17 protein-coding genes are annotated in these 19598 nt (G+C 66.6%); 8 read left to right on the top strand and 9 right to left on the bottom strand.

The window, feature by feature from the left end:
* Positions 1-148: 148 nt before the first annotated feature.
* Positions 149-1102 (bottom strand): zinc-dependent alcohol dehydrogenase, encoded by a 954-nt coding sequence (locus CSQ99_RS25200; protein ID WP_245909081.1) that lies wholly within the window; start codon positions 1100-1102, stop codon positions 149-151.
* A gap of 229 nt (positions 1103-1331) precedes the next feature.
* On the opposite strand from CSQ99_RS25200, the gene CSQ99_RS25195 reads away from it, so the two are divergent.
* The 3 genes from CSQ99_RS25195 to CSQ99_RS25185 all read left to right on the top strand — a co-directional run bounded on the left by CSQ99_RS25195 (position 1332) and on the right by CSQ99_RS25185 (position 4822).
* Positions 1332-2381: a LacI family DNA-binding transcriptional regulator gene (locus CSQ99_RS25195; protein ID WP_245909080.1), complete on the top strand. Its 1050-nt coding sequence runs from the start codon at positions 1332-1334 to the stop codon at positions 2379-2381.
* Between the two features lie 84 nt (positions 2382-2465).
* The gene (araB, locus tag CSQ99_RS25190) at positions 2466-4139 is read left to right on the top strand and encodes a ribulokinase (protein WP_099041735.1); all 1674 of its coding nucleotides are present in this window, start codon (positions 2466-2468) and stop codon (positions 4137-4139) included.
* The gene (locus CSQ99_RS25185) at positions 4136-4822 is read left to right on the top strand and encodes an L-ribulose-5-phosphate 4-epimerase (RefSeq protein ID WP_099041734.1); all 687 of its coding nucleotides are present in this window, start codon (positions 4136-4138) and stop codon (positions 4820-4822) included. The genes araB and CSQ99_RS25185 overlap by 4 nt, the downstream gene beginning before the upstream one ends.
* A 58-nt stretch (positions 4823-4880) precedes the next feature.
* Here CSQ99_RS25185 and CSQ99_RS25180 read toward each other — a convergent pair whose 3' ends face one another.
* From CSQ99_RS25180 to CSQ99_RS25155, 6 genes are all read right to left on the bottom strand, one after another.
* On the bottom strand, positions 4881-5783 hold the full coding sequence (locus CSQ99_RS25180) for a tyrosine recombinase XerC (RefSeq protein ID WP_099041733.1): 903 nt from the start codon (positions 5781-5783) through the stop codon (positions 4881-4883).
* Positions 5784-5816: 33 nt separating this feature from the next.
* Positions 5817-6977, bottom strand: a complete 1161-nt coding sequence (locus CSQ99_RS25175) for an alpha-hydroxy-acid oxidizing protein (protein ID WP_099041732.1) — start codon at positions 6975-6977, stop codon at positions 5817-5819.
* Positions 6978-7001: 24 nt separating this feature from the next.
* Positions 7002-7853, bottom strand: coding sequence for a siderophore-interacting protein (locus CSQ99_RS25170; protein ID WP_099041731.1), 852 nt, complete (start codon positions 7851-7853; stop codon positions 7002-7004).
* Positions 7854-7921: 68 nt separating this feature from the next.
* On the bottom strand, positions 7922-9043 hold the full coding sequence (gene dprA / locus CSQ99_RS25165; protein WP_099041730.1) for a DNA-processing protein DprA: 1122 nt from the start codon (positions 9041-9043) through the stop codon (positions 7922-7924).
* On the bottom strand, positions 9040-10551 hold the full coding sequence (locus tag CSQ99_RS25160) for a YifB family Mg chelatase-like AAA ATPase (protein ID WP_099041729.1): 1512 nt from the start codon (positions 10549-10551) through the stop codon (positions 9040-9042). Before CSQ99_RS25160 ends, dprA begins: the two co-directional genes overlap by 4 nt.
* A complete protein-coding gene (locus CSQ99_RS25155) occupies positions 10551-10931 on the bottom strand; it encodes a YraN family protein (RefSeq protein ID WP_099041728.1) in 381 nt (126 codons plus the stop codon). Before CSQ99_RS25155 ends, CSQ99_RS25160 begins: the two co-directional genes overlap by 1 nt.
* A gap of 122 nt (positions 10932-11053) precedes the next feature.
* Here CSQ99_RS25155 and CSQ99_RS25150 point away from each other — a divergent pair, with 122 nt between their 5' ends.
* A complete protein-coding gene (locus CSQ99_RS25150) occupies positions 11054-11872 on the top strand; it encodes a DUF1206 domain-containing protein (RefSeq protein ID WP_099041727.1) in 819 nt (272 codons plus the stop codon).
* 18 nt (positions 11873-11890) lie between these two features.
* On the opposite strand, the gene CSQ99_RS25145 is transcribed toward CSQ99_RS25150, so the two are convergent.
* Together CSQ99_RS25145 and CSQ99_RS25140 are read right to left on the bottom strand one after the other, a co-directional pair.
* Positions 11891-12592, bottom strand: coding sequence for a DUF899 domain-containing protein (locus tag CSQ99_RS25145; protein ID WP_099041726.1), 702 nt, complete (start codon positions 12590-12592; stop codon positions 11891-11893).
* Between the two features lie 84 nt (positions 12593-12676).
* Positions 12677-13069 carry a heme-binding protein gene (locus CSQ99_RS25140; RefSeq protein ID WP_099041725.1) on the bottom strand — a complete coding sequence of 131 codons (393 nt, stop codon included), beginning with the start codon at positions 13067-13069 and terminating at the stop codon, positions 12677-12679.
* Positions 13070-13275: 206 nt separating this feature from the next.
* Here CSQ99_RS25140 and CSQ99_RS25135 point away from each other — a divergent pair, with 206 nt between their 5' ends.
* Genes CSQ99_RS25135 through CSQ99_RS25120 form a run of 4 tightly spaced genes read left to right on the top strand, consistent with a single transcriptional unit; the run spans position 13276 to position 19429 of the window.
* Positions 13276-14292 (top strand): iron ABC transporter substrate-binding protein, encoded by a 1017-nt coding sequence (locus tag CSQ99_RS25135; protein ID WP_099041724.1) that lies wholly within the window; start codon positions 13276-13278, stop codon positions 14290-14292.
* The gene (locus tag CSQ99_RS25130; protein WP_099041723.1) at positions 14293-15870 is read left to right on the top strand and encodes an ABC transporter permease; all 1578 of its coding nucleotides are present in this window, start codon (positions 14293-14295) and stop codon (positions 15868-15870) included. It abuts the gene before it with no gap.
* On the top strand, positions 15867-16910 hold the full coding sequence (locus tag CSQ99_RS25125) for an ABC transporter ATP-binding protein (protein ID WP_099041722.1): 1044 nt from the start codon (positions 15867-15869) through the stop codon (positions 16908-16910). The genes CSQ99_RS25130 and CSQ99_RS25125 overlap by 4 nt, the downstream gene beginning before the upstream one ends.
* Positions 16907-19429 carry an AMP-binding protein gene (locus tag CSQ99_RS25120; protein ID WP_099041721.1) on the top strand — a complete coding sequence of 841 codons (2523 nt, stop codon included), beginning with the start codon at positions 16907-16909 and terminating at the stop codon, positions 19427-19429. Before CSQ99_RS25125 ends, CSQ99_RS25120 begins: the two co-directional genes overlap by 4 nt.
* Positions 19430-19598 lie beyond the last annotated feature (169 nt).

Genomic DNA, 19598 nt, shown 5'->3' with positions numbered 1-19598 from the left:
TTCCTCCTGAACGGATTGCGGATGCGAGAACCGCAGCCGGGTAATCACCGAATGTGAGCGTTAACATTTCTGGGTCAGTATGTGACCGTGCTCACTGGATTGTCAATCTCGACTCCGTTGGCGGCACCGCTACCCGGGATCAAGCCGGTCACACGTCGACGAGGACCTTGCACCCGACACGGGCCTGCGCGCTGGTGAACGCCTCCGCCACCCGCGCCAGTGGAAAGCGGTGAGTGACGATGTGCGACAGGTCGATCACGCCACGATCCACCAGCGCGACCGCCCGCGGATAGGCGTCGTTCATGCGGCGAACCAGCGCCAGCGTGAGGCCCTTTCGACGGGCGGCACCGGCCGGAAGCACGGTTCGGTCGTCGTCGGGAATGCCACACAACACCACACGTCCGCCCGGGCGCGCCGCCCAGATTGCGGACGAAACGGCGTCTTCCGATCCCGCCATCTCGAAGACCACATCGGCACCACCCGCGGTGACCTCGAACAGCGCCGCCGCCATGTCGTCGACGCCGCCGGGATCAACCACCACGTCGGCTCCGAGGTCGGCGGCCAGCCGCCTGCGATGGGCCAGTGGTTCGATCACGGCGATCCGATCGACCCCTACGGCGCGCAGGGCCGCAACCAGCAACAACCCGATGGGCCCGGCGCCGACTACCACAGCGGAGGCACCGATTCGCACGTGCCCGAGATCGAGCGTATGCAGTGCCACACCGAGCGGTTCCAGCAGCGCTCCGGTCGCGTCGTCGATGCTGTCGGGCAACGGATGAAGTGCCCACGCGGGCCACGCGAGGTACTCACGAAGACCGCCGTCGCAGTCCCCGTGCCCGGCAAATTTCACCGACGGGCAGAGATTTCGATACCCGGATCGGCAGGTCCGGCAACGCAGGCAAGGCAACGCCGGGTCGACCGCCACCCGAACGCCATGACGCGGACCGCCTTCGATCACCCCGGCGAACTCGTGGCCGACTACCAGGGGCCGGCTCAGCGTGGCATCGCCGATACCGCCTTCGGTGAACCAATGCAGGTCCGAACCACACAACCCAACGGCGGTGACGCGAACCAACTCCTCGCCTCCACCGATGGCGGGCACAGGTTCACTGTGACATCGAAGATCCCCGACGCCATGCAGCCTGGCGGCCGTCATTGCCCGCGAACTCGTACCGCCATCGACAGCCGTTCGCGCATCGGTCACGGGGCCGAAATGTTAGCGTTCACAAAGCGGCAGGTCAAGCGCGGCGCGCTCATTCACGGATCTGCATGCGGCGGCGTCTATGTTGATGACGGGCAAACGGGGCCCGTCGGAGTCGAGGAGGTCGACAGTGACACCACCGCCCGCCGGAAGCGGCAGAGGGGTCAACATGCTCGATGTCGCCCGGCTCGCAGGGGTGTCGCATCAGACTGTTTCACGGGTTCTCAACGGGTCACCCGCGGTCCGCGAATCCACCCGCGTGAGGGTCAACGCGGCGATCGATCAACTCGGTTACCGACGAAATCTTGCGGCCCGCGCCCTCGTCACACGACGGTCGGCAACGCTGGGCGTGGTGTGCTTCAACACCACCCTCTACGGACCCGCGAGCATGCTCTACGCGATCGAACTGGCGGCGAGCGCCGCCGGGTTCTTCGTCAGCGTCGCAACGGAATCGACGATCGACAGCAGCACGCTGCCGCGGGCGCTGGCGCGACTCACCGACCAATCCGTCGAGGGCGCGGTCGTCATCGCCCCGTTGGCCGCGACCCGCGACGCCCTTCGCGGCGTGCGGAACCCGGTGCCGATCGTCGCAGTGGACGCCACCCCCGGCCTTGGCCTGCCGGTGGTAGGCGTTGACCAGTTCGATGGTGCCCGCCAGATCACCCGCCATCTCCTCGACTGCGGCGCCTCGACGGTGTGGCATGTCGCCGGTGCCCCCGATTGGACCGAGACCGACGCGCGGCTCGACGGGTGGCGTGCCGAGTTGAACACAAACGGGCGCGTCGCTCCCGAACCGCTACGCGGCGATTGGACACCGCAATCGGGGTATCTCGCCGGTTGCCGACTCGCGAGCGATCCGGCCGTCGAAGCGGTCTTCGTCGCCAACGACCAAATGGCCCTCGGCCTGATGCGCGCGTTCTTCGATGCGGGCCGATCGGTCCCCGGTGACGTCCTGGTCGGCGGTTTCGACGACGTCCCTGAGGCGGCGTTCTACTCGCCTCCGCTGACCACCGTGCGGCAGGACTTCGAGGCGGTCGGGCGGCGCAGTGTCGAGCTGCTGATCGAACAGATCGAGCAGAGAGCGGACGGACAGGCCGACGTCGCCACCGCCGATTCCACCGGCCGCGCCAACCTGATCGCTGCCGAACTGATCGTCAGAGCCAGCACCCAGCGGTCCTGAGCGAAGACTTCTGGCGTTGACCCGTGCCCAGTGTTAACGTTAACATGTGAGCGCTAACACACCGGGTAGACAGGATGTTGAAACGTGAGCTCCCGCGAGAAATACACCGTCGGAGTCGATTTCGGCACCCTGTCTGGGCGCGCGCTGGTGGTCCGGGTCTCCGACGGCAGGGAACTCGCCAGCGCCGACCTCGCCTATCGACACGCGGTCATCACGGATCATCTGCCAGGGGATTCGACCACTGCCCTGCCGGCCGACTACGCGCTGCAGGTGCCGTCGGACTACCTCGACGTGCTGCGCACCGCGGTGCCTGAGGCGGTGCGGCGGGCCGGCATCGATCCCGCCGATGTCGTCGGCATCGGCACCGATTTCACGGCGTGCACCATGATTCCCACACTCGTTGACGGCACGCCACTCTGCGATATCGACCGCTGGCGCGACCGGCCACACGCCTACGTCAAACTCTGGCGTCATCACGCCGCACAACCACAGGCCGACCGCATCAATGCCCTTGCCCGCCAACGGAACGAGCCGTGGTTGGACCGGTACGGCGGATTGATCTCGAGCGAATGGGAATTTGCGAAGGCGCTTGAGATCCTCGACGACGATCCACAGATTTATGCCGCCATCGAGCGGTGGGTCGAGGCCGCCGACTGGATCGTGTGGCAGCTCTGCGGTACCTATGTGCGCAATGCCTGCGCCACCGGCTACAAGGCGATCCGGCAGGACGGCAGCTACCCGAGCCGTGAGTTTCTGGCGGCTCTCGACCCGGCTTTCGCCGATGTCGTCGTCGCCAAGATAGACCAGCCGATCGGGCGGCTGGGCGAACCCGCGGGGGTGCTGACCGACGAGGCGTCGAAGTGGACCGGCCTGCCGGCGGGTATCGCGGTCGCGGTCGGCAACGTCGACGCACACGTCACCGCCGCGGCGGCCGACGCCCTTGACCCGGGCATGCTGGTCGCCATCATGGGCACCTCGACGTGCCATGTCGTCAATGCCGAAGCGCTCCACAATGTTCCGGGAGTGTGCGGCGTCGTCGACGGCGGGATCGTCGATGGTCTCTTCGGCTATGAAGCCGGTCAATCCGGTGTCGGCGACATCTTCGCGTGGTTTGTCGAGCAATGTGTGCCGTCGCGCTACGAGCGGGAGGCCATCGCGAGGGGATGCACCGTGCACGAACACCTGACCGCGCTGGCGGCCGAACAGGAGGTGGGCCAGCACGGGCTGATCGCGCTCGATTGGCACAGCGGCAACCGGTCGGTGCTCGTCGACCACCGCCTTTCCGGCGTGATGGTGGGCCAAACGCTGGCCACCACGTGCGTCGATCAGTACCGGGCGTTGATCGAGGCCACCGCGTTCGGCACCCGCGTAATCGTCGAAACCCTTCAGCGCCATGCTGTTGCGATCACAGAACTGGTGGTCGCCGGCGGTCTGCTGAAGAACCGATTGCTGATGCAGATCTATGCGGACGTCACCGGCCTGCCGTTGTCATGCGTCCCTTCCGCCCACGCACCGGCGCTCGGCGCGGCCATCCATGCCGCGGCTGCATCGCGCTCCTACCCGTCGGTGCGCGCTGCTGCCGCCAGGATGGGCAGTCGCCATCACCGGGCTTACGAGCCCATCCCGGAGAACGTCGCCCGCTACGACGCGATGTACGCGCACTACCTGAAACTGCACGACTGGTTCGGCCGCGGCGAGCCGATGATGCGCGAACTGCGCCGGGCCGGAGACCGCACGACCGTAGGAGCATTGCCATGACGCTCGCATCGTCAGCGCTGGACGAGGCCGTTGCACGCCTGCGCGACCAGGTCTGCGCCCTGCACGCCGAACTCACCCGCTACGAGTTGGTGATCTGGACAGCGGGCAATGTTTCGGCCCGCGTACCGGATTCAGACCTGATGGTGATCAAGCCATCGGGTGTGTCCTACGACGCGCTCACCCCTGACCGCATGGTGTTATGCGATCTGGAAGGGCGTTTGGTCGCGGGCGATCTGGCGCCGTCGTCGGATACCGCGGCGCACGCCTACGTCTACCGTCACATGCCCGAGGTCGGCGGCGTGGTGCACACGCATTCGACCTATGCGACGGCCTGGGCAGCACGCGGCGAGTCGATTCCGTGCGTGCTGACGATGATCGCCGACGAATTCGGCGGCGACATCCCGGTGGGTCCGTTCGCCCTGATCGGCGACGATTCGATCGGGCGTGGCATCGTGGACACGTTGCGAGCTAGCCATTCGCCTGCGGTACTGATGCGAAATCACGGACCGTTCGCGGTCGGAATCGACGCGCGGGCGGCGGTGAAGGCGGCGGTCATGCTCGAAGATGTCGCACGCACCGTGCACATCAGCCGTCAACTCGGTACGCCGCTGCCCATCGACGCCGCCGACGTCGAGCGTCTCCACGACCGCTACCGGAACTCGTACGGCCAGACCACGCCCTAACGGCGAATTCGGCGCGCTGACGCACCGTCGCGGTCGGTTTGCGCGCCCGATTCGCCAACTATGCGCGGGGGTGGGCCTGGTCGTGGACGGCGCGCAGGCGCGCGACCGTGACGTGGGTGTAGAGCTGCGTGGTGGCCAGCGTGGAGTGGCCGAGTAGTTCCTGCACGACGCGCAGATCCGCGCCGCCCTCGAGCAGATGCGTGGCTGCACTGTGCCGCAGGCCGTGTGGACCGATGTCGGGTGCGCCGTCGACCGCGGCCATCGTCTGGTGCACGACGGTGCGCGCCTGCCGCGGATCGAGCCGGCGGCCACGCGCGCCCAGCAGCAGCGCCGGACCCGAGCCCGCGGTGGCCAATGCCGGACGCCCGTCGGAAAGCCACGCCGTGAGCGCAGCCTGCGCGGGCGCGCCGAACGGCACCGTCCGCTGTTTGTTGCCCTTACCCAGCACCCGCAGCAGCCGTCGGAACGTGTCGACGTCATCGATGTCGAGGCCACAGAGCTCGCTGACCCGGATGCCGCTGGCATACAACAGCTCCACGATCAATAGGTCCCGCAGAGCCAGCGGATCTCCCTGTTGCGCACCGGATTTCGCTGCTGACATAGCATCAAGCGCCTGGTCCTGGCGCAGCACAGCGGGCAATGTACGGCGGGCCTTGGGCATCTGCAGCCGTACGGCCGGATCGCTCGCCATCAGACCCTGACGTACGGCCCACGCGGTGAATGTCTTGACCGCGGAAGTGCGTCGCGCCAGCGTCGTCCGCGCTGCACCCGTCCCAGCCAGCGCCGCCAGCCACGAACGCAGAATCGGCAGCGTCAGCCCCGCGACCCCGGCGTCGGGTGCGCGGTCGGCGACGAAGTCGAACAGCGACCGAAGATCGCCGAGATAGGCGCGACGGGTGTGGTCGGAGCGGCCACGCTCCAGCGCGAGGTACTCGTCGAATTCCTCGAGAATCGCTTCCACGCCGTCAACCGTCGCAGACAACGACCCCCCGACTCAGGTGACGCGCCGCAACGTCTCGGGAGTCAATTCCTTCAGCGACCGGTACCCGTCAACCGCCATGGTCAGGTCGGCTTCGGCGAGCAGCGAGCGCACCACATGCACGATGCCATCTTCCCCGCCGAGCGCGAGGCCGTAGGTGTACGGCCTGCCGATGGCGACCGCCGAGGCTCCCAGTGCCATCGCCTTGACGATGTCGACGCCGCTGCGGATGCCCGAGTCGAACAGCACCGGCGTCCCGTCGGCGGCTGCCACGACGCCGGGCAGACAGTCGATGGCCGGTATCCCTCCGTTGGCCTGGCGCCCGCCGTGGTTGGAGCAGTAGATGGCATCGACGCCGCCGTCTTTCGCGCGCCGCGCGTCGTCGGGATGGCAGATGCCTTTGACGAGGATCGGCAGCGTCGTCAGCGATCGCAGCCACGGTAGGTCGTCCCACGTCAGCGGATTTCCGAAGATCGATATCCACTTCATGATCGCGGCCTGAGGGTTCTCTTCCGGCGATTGCGACAGGCTGTCGAGGAACACCGGATCGGTCGTGTAGTTCGCCAGACAGTGGCCGCGCAGGAACGGGAAGTTCGACGTCGACAGGTCCCGTGGCCGCCAGCCGGGAATCCAGGTGTCCAGTGTCACGACGATGCCCTTGAACCCGGCAGCCTCAGCGCGGTGCACGAAACTGGCGGCGACGTCGCGGTCGTTCGGTGTGTAGAGCTGGAAAAACCCTGGAGTGTCGCCTAATTCGGCGGCCACGGCCTCCATCGGATCGGCCGACATGGTGGAGGCGATCATCGGGACACCCGTGCGCGCGGCGGCGCGCGCCGTGGCGAGATCGCCGTGACCGTCCTGCGCGCATAGGGCGATGACGCCGACGGGTGCCAGCATCGCAGGCGACGGGAGGCTCAGCCCGAGAAACTCCACCGACAAATCGCGCTCGGCGGCGCCCACGAACATCCGCGGCATCAGGCCCCAGTTGTCGAAGGCGGTGACGTTGACACGCTGGGTCCGTTCGTCACCTGCGCCGCCCGCGACGTAGGACCACATCGACGGGGGCATCGCCGCCTGCGCCTTGGCCTCCAGCTCCGCGAAAGACATGGGGAGCGACGGCAGGACCCCGGACAGGCCCTGGAAGTAGATCTCGAGCTCGTAATCGCTGTACGCCATGCCGCTAGCGTGCCAGTCGTGTGGTCACGCGTTGGCCTGTTCCGCCTTCGCGAGTTCGGCCTTCCACTGCCGGAAGGTCTCCTCGGTACGCCCGCGGCGCCAATACCCCGAGATCGACGACGCCCACTTGGCGTCCAAGCCCCGCTCCTTGCGGAAGTACGGCCGCAGATTGTGCATCACGGTCTGCGCCTCGCCGTGAACGAACACCTGCACCTGGCCGGGCAGCCACTGCGCACTCTTCACGGCCTCGATCAGCGGCGCGTGATCACCCGCGAGCTCCTCGGATACGAGGTCGGCGCGTCCGCCTCGATAGATCCAGGTGATGTCCACGCCCGGCGGTGCGGTCAACTCGATCTCGTCGTCGGGGCCACCCACCTCGATGAAGACCTGGCCGATAGCGTTGTCCGGCAACGCTTCCAACGCCGCGCTGATCGCCGGAACAGCTGCCTCATCACCGGCAAGCAGGTGCCAATCTGCCGCGGGATCAGGCGCATACCCCCCGCTCGGTCCCATCAGGTATGCCGGTTGCCCGGGTTTGGCCGCGGCAGCCCACGGCCCGGCGACACCGTGATCGCCGTGCACCACGAAGTCGATGGAGATCTCACGGCGCTCGGCGTCCACGCGGCGGACCGTGTACGTACGGACCGATGGCTGCTGTTCGGGGGGCAGGGTCTTGAAACTGTCCAGCGTCAGCGGCTGTGGCAGGGCGGCGACGTCGATACCGGCATGCACGAACACGATCTTGACGTAGGCGTCGGTCGAGTCGTTCGGCGTAAAGGTGTCAAAGCCGTCACCGCCAAGGACGACTCGGGTGAGATGCGGCGTCACCTGCTCGGTACGCACCACTTCGAACGTGTGGACTGGACGTCCTGCCACTGTTCCTCCTGTTGATTTACTCGTCACGTTCGAGGATACGAGCGCCGCCACGGTGCCGGTCGGCTACCTCATGTTGGGCGAACGAGCTTCCACCTACCCTCCCGGCGCACCGCCAAGCCGGACAACTCGAGCACCGCCAGCGGACCCAACACTTGCGTGGGCGGCAAGCCGGCGGCCACCGCGACCTCGTCGGAGGTGCGGGAGCCCCTGGCGGGAAGCGCGTCGTATACCCGCTTGTCGGTGTCGGCCAACCCGTCGAGCACAGACACCGGGCGCTGCTCATCGGGAGCGAGTTCGCCCACGTGGCCGATCAATTCGACCACGTCCTCGGCGCGGGTGACCACATTCGCTCCGGCCCGCAGCAGGGCGTGGCATCCCACCGACACCGACGACGTCACCGGACCCGGCACGGCGCACACCGAGCGGCCGAGCGCACGGGCCCAAGCCGCGGTGTTGGCCGCACCGCTGCGAGCACCCGCCTCGACGATGACAGTGGCACCGGCAAGGGCGGCGACCAACCGGTTACGGGTAAGAAAGCGGTGCCGAGCGGGGCGTTCGCCGGGCGGATACTCGCTGATCAAGAGACCCTGGTCGCGAACCCGTCGCAACATCGCGGCATGTGCGGCCGGGTATGGTACGTCGACTCCGCCTGCGAGTACCGCGACCGTCACTCCGTCGGCCGCCATTGCGGCGCGGTGAGCGGCGCCGTCGATCCCGAATGCCCCGCCCGATACGACCGCCGCATCGCGTATCGCCAAACCCGCAGCGAGATCAGCCGCGACGAACTCGCCGTACGCGGTGGCGGCCCTGGTGCCGACAATGGCGGCGGCACGGTAGGAAACCTCATCGAGGGACGCAGACCCGACGGCCCACAGCACCATCGGTTCGTGCGCTTGCGGCCGGTCGTCGATGCTACGGAAGGAATTGAACGCCAACAACGGCCATTCGGCATCGTCCGCGGCGACAAGCCGTCCGCCCATCCGGTCCAGTATCTCCAGATCTTTTGCTGCACAGTCGATCTGGCGTCTCGCCTCGGTCCGCCGGGCAACGTCGTTGTCGACGTCGCCAGAGCGCACCCGTTCGGCCGCCTCCACCGGGCCAACCTGCATCGCCAACGCCCTCAGCTCGGGGCACGGCGGCTCCGCGACGCGCGACAAATAGGCCCACGCGCGTGCGATCTCGTCAATCATCGCGCTCCCCCGTTCTGTCGAAAGCTCAATGCGGTGTTGACGTCCTCCAACACCGGCGAGGTTCGTCCCGCAAGGTCGCTCAGCGTCCAAGCGACCCTCAAGCTGCGGTCCGCACCGCGCATGCTGATCTGCTTCCCGTCGAGGGCATTGCTCAGCGGCTTCATCACCGTCGCGGGAAGCCGAAACTCCTTGCGCAGCAGGGCCCCACTGACCTCCGCATTGGTGCGGATGCCATGGGGACGCCATCGTTCGGCCGCGGCCTCACGCGCTGTCGCGACGCGCTCGCACACGGCGGCTGTGGACTCACCCTCCTGCTGTCCGTACGCACCAGCGCGCTCCGAGTGCATCTCGACAGCCAGGTCGACCCGATCGAGCAATGGCCCGGACAGCTTGCCGAGGTAGCGCCGCTTGACCTGGCCCGGACAGATGCAGTCCCGCGGATCTGCCGGCGCGCACGGACACGGGTTGGCGGCCAGCACCAGTTGGAAGCGTGCCGGGTAGCGCGCGACGCCGTCGCGGCGGGCCAGCCGAATCTCACCGTCCTCCAGCGGAGTGCGCAACGCCTCCATGACGCTGACGGCGATCTCGGCGCACTCGTCGAGGAACAGCACGCCGCGGTGGGCACGGCTGACCGCACCGGGGCGGGCCATCCCGCTGCCACCACCGACCATCGCCGCCACGGTTGAGGTGTGATGCGGCGCCACGAACGGTGGCCGGGTGATCAGAGGCGTGCCGCCCGAAAGCAGGCCCGCGACGGAGTGGATCGCTGTCACCTCGAGCGCCTCATTTTCGTCCAGCGCCGGCAACAGTCCCGGGAGCCGGTGCGCCAGCATCGTTTTCCCGACGCCCGGCGGGCCGGTCAGCATCAAGTGGTGCGCACCCGCGGCAGCGACCTCGACCGCATACCTAGCCTGCGTCTGGCCGATCACGTCGGCCAGATCGGCCGTAGGCGACGGCGCCGAACACGGCCTGTCGATGCTCTCCTCGAGTTGCGCCTTGCCCGCGAGCCACAGCTGCAGTTGGCCGAGCGTGCGCACACCCCTGACGTCAATCCCGTCCACCAGGGCAGCCTCAGCCAAGTTGTCGACGGGCACGACGACAGTCGGCCACCCCTCGCGCTTCGCAGCGAGTACGGCGGGCAGCACCCCCTTGACCGGCCGCACGCGGCCGTCGAGCGCCAGTTCGCCCAGCAGGACGGTCTTTTCCAGTCGCGCCCACCCCGCCTTGGTGCTCGCCGAAAGCACCGCGAGCGCCAGCGCGATGTCGTACACCGACCCCATCTTGGGCAGCATGGCGGGAGAGAGCGCCAGCGTCAGCCGTGCCTGCGGCCACTCGTTGCCGCAGTTGTGGATCGCCGCGCGCACCCGTTCCCGCGACTCCTGCAACGCGGCGTCGGGCAGTCCGACCAGGTACACACCGGGTAGGCCCGACGCAATGTCGGCCTCGATCTCCACGATGTGCCCATCGAGGCCACGAACCGCCACCGAGAATGCTCGTCCCAGGGCCATCAGCCCACTCCCTTCAGGTGAGTGATCTCAGGGATGGGCCGCCGCCCGATGCGCACACCGATGACGTCGATACGCACCGCGGCCCATCTGGCGTCCTGGCGAGCCAGCCACAGCCCGGCCAGGCGCCGCAACCGACGCACCTTCTCCGGTGTGACGGCCTGTTCGATGCCCCCGTACCGATCGCTGGTGCGCGTCTTCACCTCGACGAACACCACGATGCGCGCGGCGTCGTCGGCCGCGACCACGTCGAGTTCGCCATAACGGCAGCGCCAGTTGCGTCCGAGCACCCGTAGCCCCAAGGACTGCAGATGCTCGACCGCCAAACGTTCTCCGAGTGCGCCGATCTCGGCGTTGCTCCACGACATCTTCGAAACAGTCATGGCGTTACCGTGCGGGGTGGCCCCGACAATGTGCACCCGTCGGCTCGCACCTATCCCCAATCGCCGATTCATCCACAGCCCGATAAGTTTCGTCACCGTCAAAAGGGGGGTACTGCAACGGCATGGCCAACAAGACCCTGAACGGCGCGGCAGATCGTGCGACCGACAACGACGCGTTCGAATACGCCGCGCGGGCGGGCTTCGCCACCAGCGGCGTGCTGCACCTGCTGATCGCCTACATCATCGTGCGCATCGCCTTAGGGTCCGGCGGCAACGCCGATCAGTCCGGCGCGCTGGCTGAGTTGGCCAGTCAGACCGGCGGCACCGTGATCCTCTGGGTGGCCGCGGTCGGCCTTGTCGCGCTTGGCTTGTGGCGGGTGGCCGAAGCCATCGTCGGCTCCAAGCCCGGCGAGGGTTCCGGGCCCAGCCAGGACGACACCCCGGCCTGGAAACGCGCCAAGTCTCTCGGGCTGGCGATCGTGAATTTCTCCATCGCGCTGTCGGCGGCGCGCTTCGCGATGGGAAGCGGTCAGCAGAGCAGTCAGCAGAACAGCGGAATGAGTGCGCAGTTGATGCAATCGGGCTGGGGCAAGGCGCTTCTCATCGCGGTCGCACTCGGGCTCATCGGGGTGGGTGGCTATCACGTCTACAAGGGTGCTTCGAAGAAGTTCTTGAAGGATCTGCGGGTGTCGGGCGGCACTGGAATCAACGCCGTCGGCGTCGGCGGCTACGCGGCGAAGGGTCTGGTGCTGGCCGGCGCGGGTGTGCTGGTGATCGTCGCGACACTGCAGGCAGATCCATCGAAGGCGTCGGGCATCGATGCGGCGGTCAAGGCTTTGGGCAACGCCCCGTTCGGCAAGTTCCTGCTCATCGTGGCCGCACTCGGCATCGCGGCGTTCGGCGCCTACAGCTTCGTGCGCGCACGCTTCGGGCGCATGTGAGACACACGTGACGAGTGGTCAGCCGCCGTTTCCGTAGAGCCGCGCGACATCGGGGCTGTCCAACCATCCCGAGTACGTCGGCCGCGACGGCCACCCCTCCGGTGAGTCCAGCCACTCCTCCTGCCGCCCCCACGGGAGGATGTCCTTCAACCCGAAGGTGTAGCTGAGCTGCTCCACACCGCGACCGTTGGTATGCCAGGTCCGGTAGACCGTCTCGCCGTCACGCAGGAAGACGTTTACCCCGAACCCCTCGTTGGGTGCGGCGTCCACATCCGCACCGAACGAACTGTCGGCCGACGAGTACCAGTCCATCTGGTTGCCGACCTTCTCCCGGTAGGCCAGCGCCTCGTCGATGGGCCCGTTGGTCACGATCACGAAGCGGGCATCGTAATTGTCGAGAAAATCGAGCCGGGTGAACTGCGAGGTGAAACTGGTGCAGCCACCGCATTGCCATTCGGCGCCGTCGTTCCACATGTGGTTGTAGACGATGAGTTGCGCCCGTCCATCGAAGACGTCGACAAGCCGGATCGGGCCGTTCGCACCGATCAGCGTGTAGTCGTCCATTTCGACCATCGGCAGCCGCCGGCGTGCCGCCGCGATCGCATCAAGTTCCCGCGTCACCGCCTTCTCCCGGCGCCGAAGATCATCCAGTGCGGCGCGCCATGTCTGACCATCGACGACGGGGGGCTTCCCCACCGTCGCCGTCGATTCAGTAGTCATCGGCTTCCCTTCGATGTGCCGGATCTCGTCTAGAGAGATCGACTACCCGCGCCACCGAAACTCATCGGCCACCCGCCGCGGAGATCAGGCCCCGGACATCGTGTCGAACAGCGTCGCGAGCTGCCCCGGGCTGACCGCGATGCCGCATTGGTTACGCAGGTCCTGCAGTGGAGCAGCGATCCGCCGGAGGTCGAGGAACTCGCCGGGGTTGGACGTGAAGTAACCCCGCACATTGGCGCGCGCCACATCCGGTGGCTCCGTGGCGGCGGCGGTCAACACGTTGTTGGCACCTGGGTGGCCGGCAAGGTAGCCGCCCGCCTCGGCCAGCACACCCCCCGCGACCGTGCTGAGCCCACTGGCGGTGCAGTCGGCGGCGGTAGCCACGGGCGCGGTGAACACGGCTGCAGAGACCCCGAGCACACAAGCGGCGGCCATTGAAATGACGCGCGACTGTCGGCGGTGAGCTGACTTCTTCATTCAGTGTCCTCAAGGTCGGTGCCGACGGATCAGGTCGCCGCCGACTTCAGAGCCAACGTACCCGCAGCATGCGCGTCGAGAAACCCGCTCTGAGCATGACGAACGGAAGAAAGATCGGGCCGCACCGGGGCGACACAGGGCAGGGTATGTTCATTTAGGTAAACCTCAGCTAAAAGCGCCGGGTCGGCGCGGGAAGGACCGCCTGGATGCGCCCCCGTTGGAGCCGGATCGCCGCCCTCGTTTCGACCGCAGCCGTGGTGCTTGCGGCGACCTCATGCTCGGGTTCGAGCGAGAGCGACGAGCTACTGATCTACAACGCTCAGCACGAGTCGCTGACCAAAGAGTGGATCGACGCGTTCACCAACGAGACCGGCATCAAGGTCACGTATCGCCAGGGCGGCGATACCGAACTCGGTAACCAGCTCGTGGCCGAGGGCGATGCGTCGCCCGCCGACGTGTTCTTGACCGAGAACTCGCCGGCCATGGCGGCGGTCGAAAAAGCCGGACTGTTCGCCGATCTCGACCCGGCCACCCTCGATCAGGTTCCGGAGCAGTACCGCCCGGCCACCGGCAAGTGGACCGGTGTGGCAGCGCGCAGCACCGTATTCGTCTACAACACGTCCAGGCTGACCCCCGAGCAATTGCCGAAATCGCTGCTGGACCTTCAGTCACCCGAGTGGAAGGGCCGGTGGGGCGCGCCGCCGACGAAGGCAGACTTCCAGGCAATCGTCGCAGCGCTGCTGCAGCTCAAGGGTGAGGCCGAGGCCGCGAAGTGGCTGGCGGCGATGAAGTCCGGCGCGACGCTCTACAGCGACAACATCGCCACGCTGAAGGCGGTCAACGCAGGCGAGGTCGACGGCGGCGTGATCTACCACTACTACTGGTTCCGCGATCAGTCGAAAACCAAAGAGATGAGCGCCAATACGGCGCTGCACTACTTCAAGAACGAGGACCCCGGCGCCTTCGTGAGCCTGTCCGGCGGCGGCGTCCTCGAATCCAGCAACAAAAAGGACGAGGCCCAGCAGTTCATCAAGTTCATCACCGGCAAGGCGGGCCAGGAGGTGCTGGAGAAGGGCACCTCGTTCGAGTATCCGGTCGCCAGCGGTGTGCCCGCCAATCCCGCGTTGCCGCCGTTGGACACGCTGCAGGCACCGGCGGTGGACCCGTCGACGCTGAACTCCCAGCAGGTGACCGACCTGATGACGAAGGCGGGCTTGTTGTAGGTGACTGCTGCTCCCCCCGTTCCGGTACCCACTGCGGAGTCCACGCGGTCTGAGGCGACCGCGAGGCCCGGTCCGCTGGTCTCGGCGACGGTCGCGATTCTGGTCGCAGCCACCTGCATTCCACTCGGTTACGTGGTGTGGGGCACGGTGTCGGTCGGGTGGACGCGCGCCTACGAACTGGTAGTCCGACCGCGGGTCGGTGAGCTGCTGATCAACACCGTCGCACTGGTCTGCATCACGGTGCCGCTCTGCGTGCTGATCGGTGTCGGCCTGGCCTGGCTGACGGAACGTACCGACCTTCCTGGCCGGGGCTTCTGGCGTCCGTTGTTCGTTGCGCCGCTGGCTGTTCCGGCGTTCGTCAACAGTTACGCCTGGGTCGGCGTGATCCCCTCGATCCATGGGCTACCTGCCGGAGTCCTGATCACCACGCTGTCGTATTTCCCCTTCATGTATCTGCCCGTCGCGGCGACCCTGCGTCGGCTCGATCCCGCCGTGGAGGAATCTGCGCGTGCGCTCGGTTCGGATTCGCTAGGCGTGTTCATCCGCGTCGTGTTGCCGCAGCTACGACTGGCGGTCCTCGGCGGCGGACTGCTCGTCGGCCTCCACTTGCTTTCCGAATTCGGCGCCTTCGCGATGATCCGCTTCGACACCTTCACCGTCGCGATCTTCCAGCAGTTCCAGGTCACCTTCGACGGTGCGGCGGGCAGCATGCTCGCCGGTGTTCTGGTGCTGCTGTGCCTGGTGCTGCTTAGCGTCGAGGCGGCCGCGCGCGGCAAGATCCGATTCGCCAGGATCGGCTCTGGTGCGCCCCGGGCCGCCACCCCGAACCGACTGGGCTACAGCACAATCCCCGCGCTGGGGGCGTTGGTCGGTCTGGCTGCACTTTCGCTCGGCGTTCCGATGTGGACGCTACTGCGCTGGCTGTGGATCGGTGGTACCGAGGTGTGGGACTTCGCCGAACTCGGCAATTCGCTCGCCCAGACCATCGGGCTGGCCGGAACGGCCGCGATCATCACAACGGTACTGGCCTTCCCCGTCGCGTGGGTCGCGGTGCGGTCCAACGGCCTGTTGGCCCGCGCAGTCGAGGGCGCCAACTATGTCACCAGCTCACTGCCGGGCATCGTCACCGCGCTGGCGCTTGTCACAGTCGCCATCCACTACGCCCGGCCGCTGTACCAGAGCGTGCCGCTGATCGTGTTCGCCTACGTCCTGCTGTTCATGCCGCGCGCACTGGTCAACGTTCGAGCCGGCCTGGCCCAGGTCCCACCGAGCCTCGAGGAGGCCTCCCGGTCGCTCGGCGCTTCACCGTCGGAGACGTTCTTCCGCGTGACACTGCGGCTCACCGCGCCCGCCGCGGCGGCGGGCGCATCGCTGGTATTCGTCGCGGTGGCAACCGAATTGACCGCGACGCTGCTGCTGGCACCGACCGGCACCCGAACGCTGTCGATGATGTTCTGGTCGTGGAGTAGCGAGCTCGATTACGCGGCCGCCGCGCCGTACGCAACGGTGTTGGTGCTGCTGGCAGTACCCGTGACCGTCCTGCTCTTCCGTCAATCGATGAAGGTGGCCTCGCTATGACCGAAGCCATGGTCGACATTCGGGGACTCGCGAAGTCGTTCAACGGCCACGTCGTACTCGACCACATCGACCTGCAGCTGGAGCGGGGCAGCTTGACCGCAGTCGTCGGCGCTTCCGGCTGTGGAAAGACGACGCTGCTGCGGCTCATCGCCGGCTTCGAGACGCCTGGCGACGGCACGATCACCCTCGACGGCCGCCAGATCGCAAGCCCGGACCGTGCGGTGGCACCGCACTTGCGCAGCGTCGGCTACGTCGCACAGGACGGCGCATTGTTCCCCCACTTGACCGTCGGCCAGAACGTCGCCTACGGCATTCGCGGCGAAGGCCGCGACAAGGTACGCAGCCGTGTCGGCGAACTGCTCGAAACCGTCTCGCTCAACGCGTCATTCGCGGACCGCCGCCCACATCAGCTCTCGGGCGGTCAGCAGCAGCGCGTCGCGTTGGCCCGTGCGCTCGCCCGACAACCGGTGCTGATGTTGCTCGACGAACCATTCAGTGCGCTTGACACCGGGCTACGCGCATCCACCCGAAAGGTGGTCGCCGGGTTGCTTGCCGACACCGGCATCACATCGCTGCTCGTAACCCACGATCAGGAGGAGGCGCTGTCGATCGCCGATCAGGTCGCGGTGATGCGCGAAGGACGCTTCACTCAGGTCGGCTCACCTCAGTTCGTGTACCGGCAGCCCAATGACCGGTTCACGGCCGAGTTCCTCGGCGACAGCATCACGCTGCCCTGCGTGGTGTCATCCGGCATGGCCGACTGCGCGATCGGACGGGTGGCGGTGCGCGCTGAGGACGGCCCGGGAACACTGTTGTTGCGGCCCGAACAGCTGGTGGCGAAAGTCGTTTCGGACAGTGGCGATTTGAACGGTGTCGGCAAAGTGCTGGCTGTCGAATTTCTCGGCCACGATGTGCTTTTGACCATCGATCCTGCCGGCGACATCGAACCCATCGTCGTACGCCAGGCCAGCCTCGAACCGCCATCGATCGACGCGAAGGTGCGTATCGAGGTGGTGGGCACCGGAGTGGTGTTCACGTGAGTGCGCTCATCGCGCATCTGCGTGGCCACGGCGAGCGTGTCGCGGTGCTCACCGACACCACGCAGCTGACGTACCGCGAACTCGCGGATAGGGTCGCCGAGACCGCGCAGACCCTCGCCGGACCACGCCGCCTCGTACTTCTCGAAACCCGCAATGACATCCCCACGCTGGTGCACTATCTCGGCGCACTGGCAGCCGAGCATGTGGTGCTGCCCGTCGATGCGCGGCGCGACCACACCGCGATCGAAGAGAGGTACGCGCCCGACATCGTCATCGACGATCGCGGCATCCACCATCGCCACGCAGGTGGAATGTCGCCGCCCTCGCGGCTCCAGGACGAACGCCCACTGCACGACGACCTCGCCCTGCTGATGTCAACGTCGGGCAGCACGGGCTCTCCGAAGCTGGTGCGACTGTCGCACACCAATCTTGTCGACAACGCAGCAGTTATCGCCGAATACCTCAGTATCCGCGAAACCGACAGGGCTGCAACAACACTGCCGATGTCGTACTGCTACGGACTTTCGGTGATTCACAGTCACCTGGCGGTGGGTGCAGGCCTGATTCTGACCGACCGCTCGGTGGTCGACGAAGAGTTCTGGGAGCTTTTCCGCCGGCACCGCGGAACGTCATTCGCGGGGGTACCGTACACCTTCGAACTACTCGAGAGCGTCGGCTTCGACGCCGCGGACCTGCCCCACCTGCGGTACGTGACCCAGGCCGGCGGCAGGATGCCACCCGAGCGCGTTCTTAGATTCGCCGAACTCGCGCAGAAGGCGGGTTTCGAACTGTTCGTGATGTACGGCGCAACCGAGGCAACAGCCCGGATGTCCTACCTGCCACCAGAACTCGCCTTGTCCCGGCCGAATACGATCGGCCGACCGATACGGGGCGGGTCGTTCACGATCGAACCACTGGACGGATGGGCCGACGACGTCGGCGAGCTGGTCTACCGCGGCCCCAACGTGATGATGGGTTACGCGCATGGGCCCGACGATCTGGCAGTTGGCAAGACGGTCGAAACTCTCCGGACGGGCGACCTCGCCAGGCTTTGCCCCGACGGACTGTACGAGGTGGTCGGCCGCAACAGTCGATTCGTCAAGATGTACGGCCTGCGCATCGATCTCCAGCAGGTCGAGGCCGCACTGCGCCGTCAAGGCATGCCGGCGTTCTGCACCAGCGACGACGACCTCATCGTGGTCGCCACCGCAGGTGGGCAGGAGGACCGCGAAGTCCAGCGCGCGGCGGCCGAGGCGGCGGGATTACCTGCGGGTGCCGTCCGCGCGGTCGGGGTCGAGGAGCTGCCGCTGCTGCCATCGGGCAAGCCCGATTACGAGACAGTGCGCCGGTTGGCGCGTATCACCGATCAGCCCCAGGCGACGGACCTGCACGGGTTGTTCGCCGATGTATTACAGGTCGACGCGGGCACGCTCGATCCAGAGGCCAGCTTCGTCGACCTCGGCGGCAACTCCTTGTCGTACGTCACGATGACAGTGCGGCTGGAACGGGCAATCGGTCAGCTGCCCGCGGACTGGCAGAACATGCCGATCCGGCAGCTCGAAAGCTTCTCGAAGCCGGCGCGCCGCAGTTGGCTGGCGACCCTGGAAACCAGCGTCGCGCTCCGTGCCGCGGCAATCGTGCTCATCGTCGGATCGCACGCCGAGCTGTTCGAGTTGTGGGGTGGCGCGCACATTCTCCTTGGCGTGGCCGGGTACAACTTCGGCCGCTTCTGCCTCACGCCGGTTCCGCGCAACGACCGCGTGCGGCATCTGGGTAACACGATCGCGTGGATCGCGGTGCCATCGGTGTTGTGGGTCGTGATCGCATTGCTGCTGACCGACCACTACACGTGGACCAATCTGTTGCTGGCCAACAAGTTTCTCGGTCCGCACGACAGCATGACCGCGGGGCGGCTGTGGTTCGTCGAGGTACTGGTGTGGACACTCGTGGTGCTGGCGCTGGTGTTCTGGCTGCCGTTCATGGATCGTCTCGAACGCCGTCTTCCGTTCACTGTCGCCGTCGTGTTCCTCGTCATCGGTCTGGCTTTGAGGTATGACATCCTCGGGCTGGATCTCGGCCGCGACGCGTGGTTCACCATGCTGGCCTTCTGGTTCTTCGCGATCGGCTGGGCGGCGTCGAAAGCGACGACGACGCTGCAACGCGTCGCGGTGTCCGTCGTCCTGATCGTCAGCCTGCATGGCTATTTCGGCACCACACTGCGTGACGTGACGGTGATGGTCGGACTGCTCCTGCTCATCTGGGTGCCGACGATCCGTTGTCCAGCCACCCTCACGGTGCCAATCGGGGTGCTTGCGGAGGCGTCGCTGTACACCTATCTGGTCCACTACCAGGTCTATGCGCTTTTCGAGGGCCACCCTGCCGTCGGAGTCCTCGCGTCACTGGCCGTTGGGGTGCTGCTCACCTATGTGGTGACGGTGCTGCGCCGCGGGCTGCGTGGCCGGTTCAGTTCGCTGCGCTCTGACCCATCAACCCGAAGCAGAACTGTCAGCCAAATCTGAAATCTCTTCTGTCACTTTGGTTTCAGTTGTCACAGACCACAGCGTGTTGCCTCATGTCAAGATGCGCGCGAGGGTGGTTTCGTTGCCTCATGTGATTGTGCGCGCTTGGGGATGCGGGCTCTGGTGGCGTGGTCGGACTTGCTCGTCGTCACTTTGAGGAGCCGGGCGG

The sequence above is a fragment of the Mycobacterium neglectum genome, from assembly GCF_002591975.1.
Classification (GTDB): Bacteria; Actinomycetota; Actinomycetes; order Mycobacteriales; family Mycobacteriaceae; genus Mycobacterium; species Mycobacterium neglectum.
This window is presented reverse-complemented; position numbering and strand designations above follow the sequence as displayed.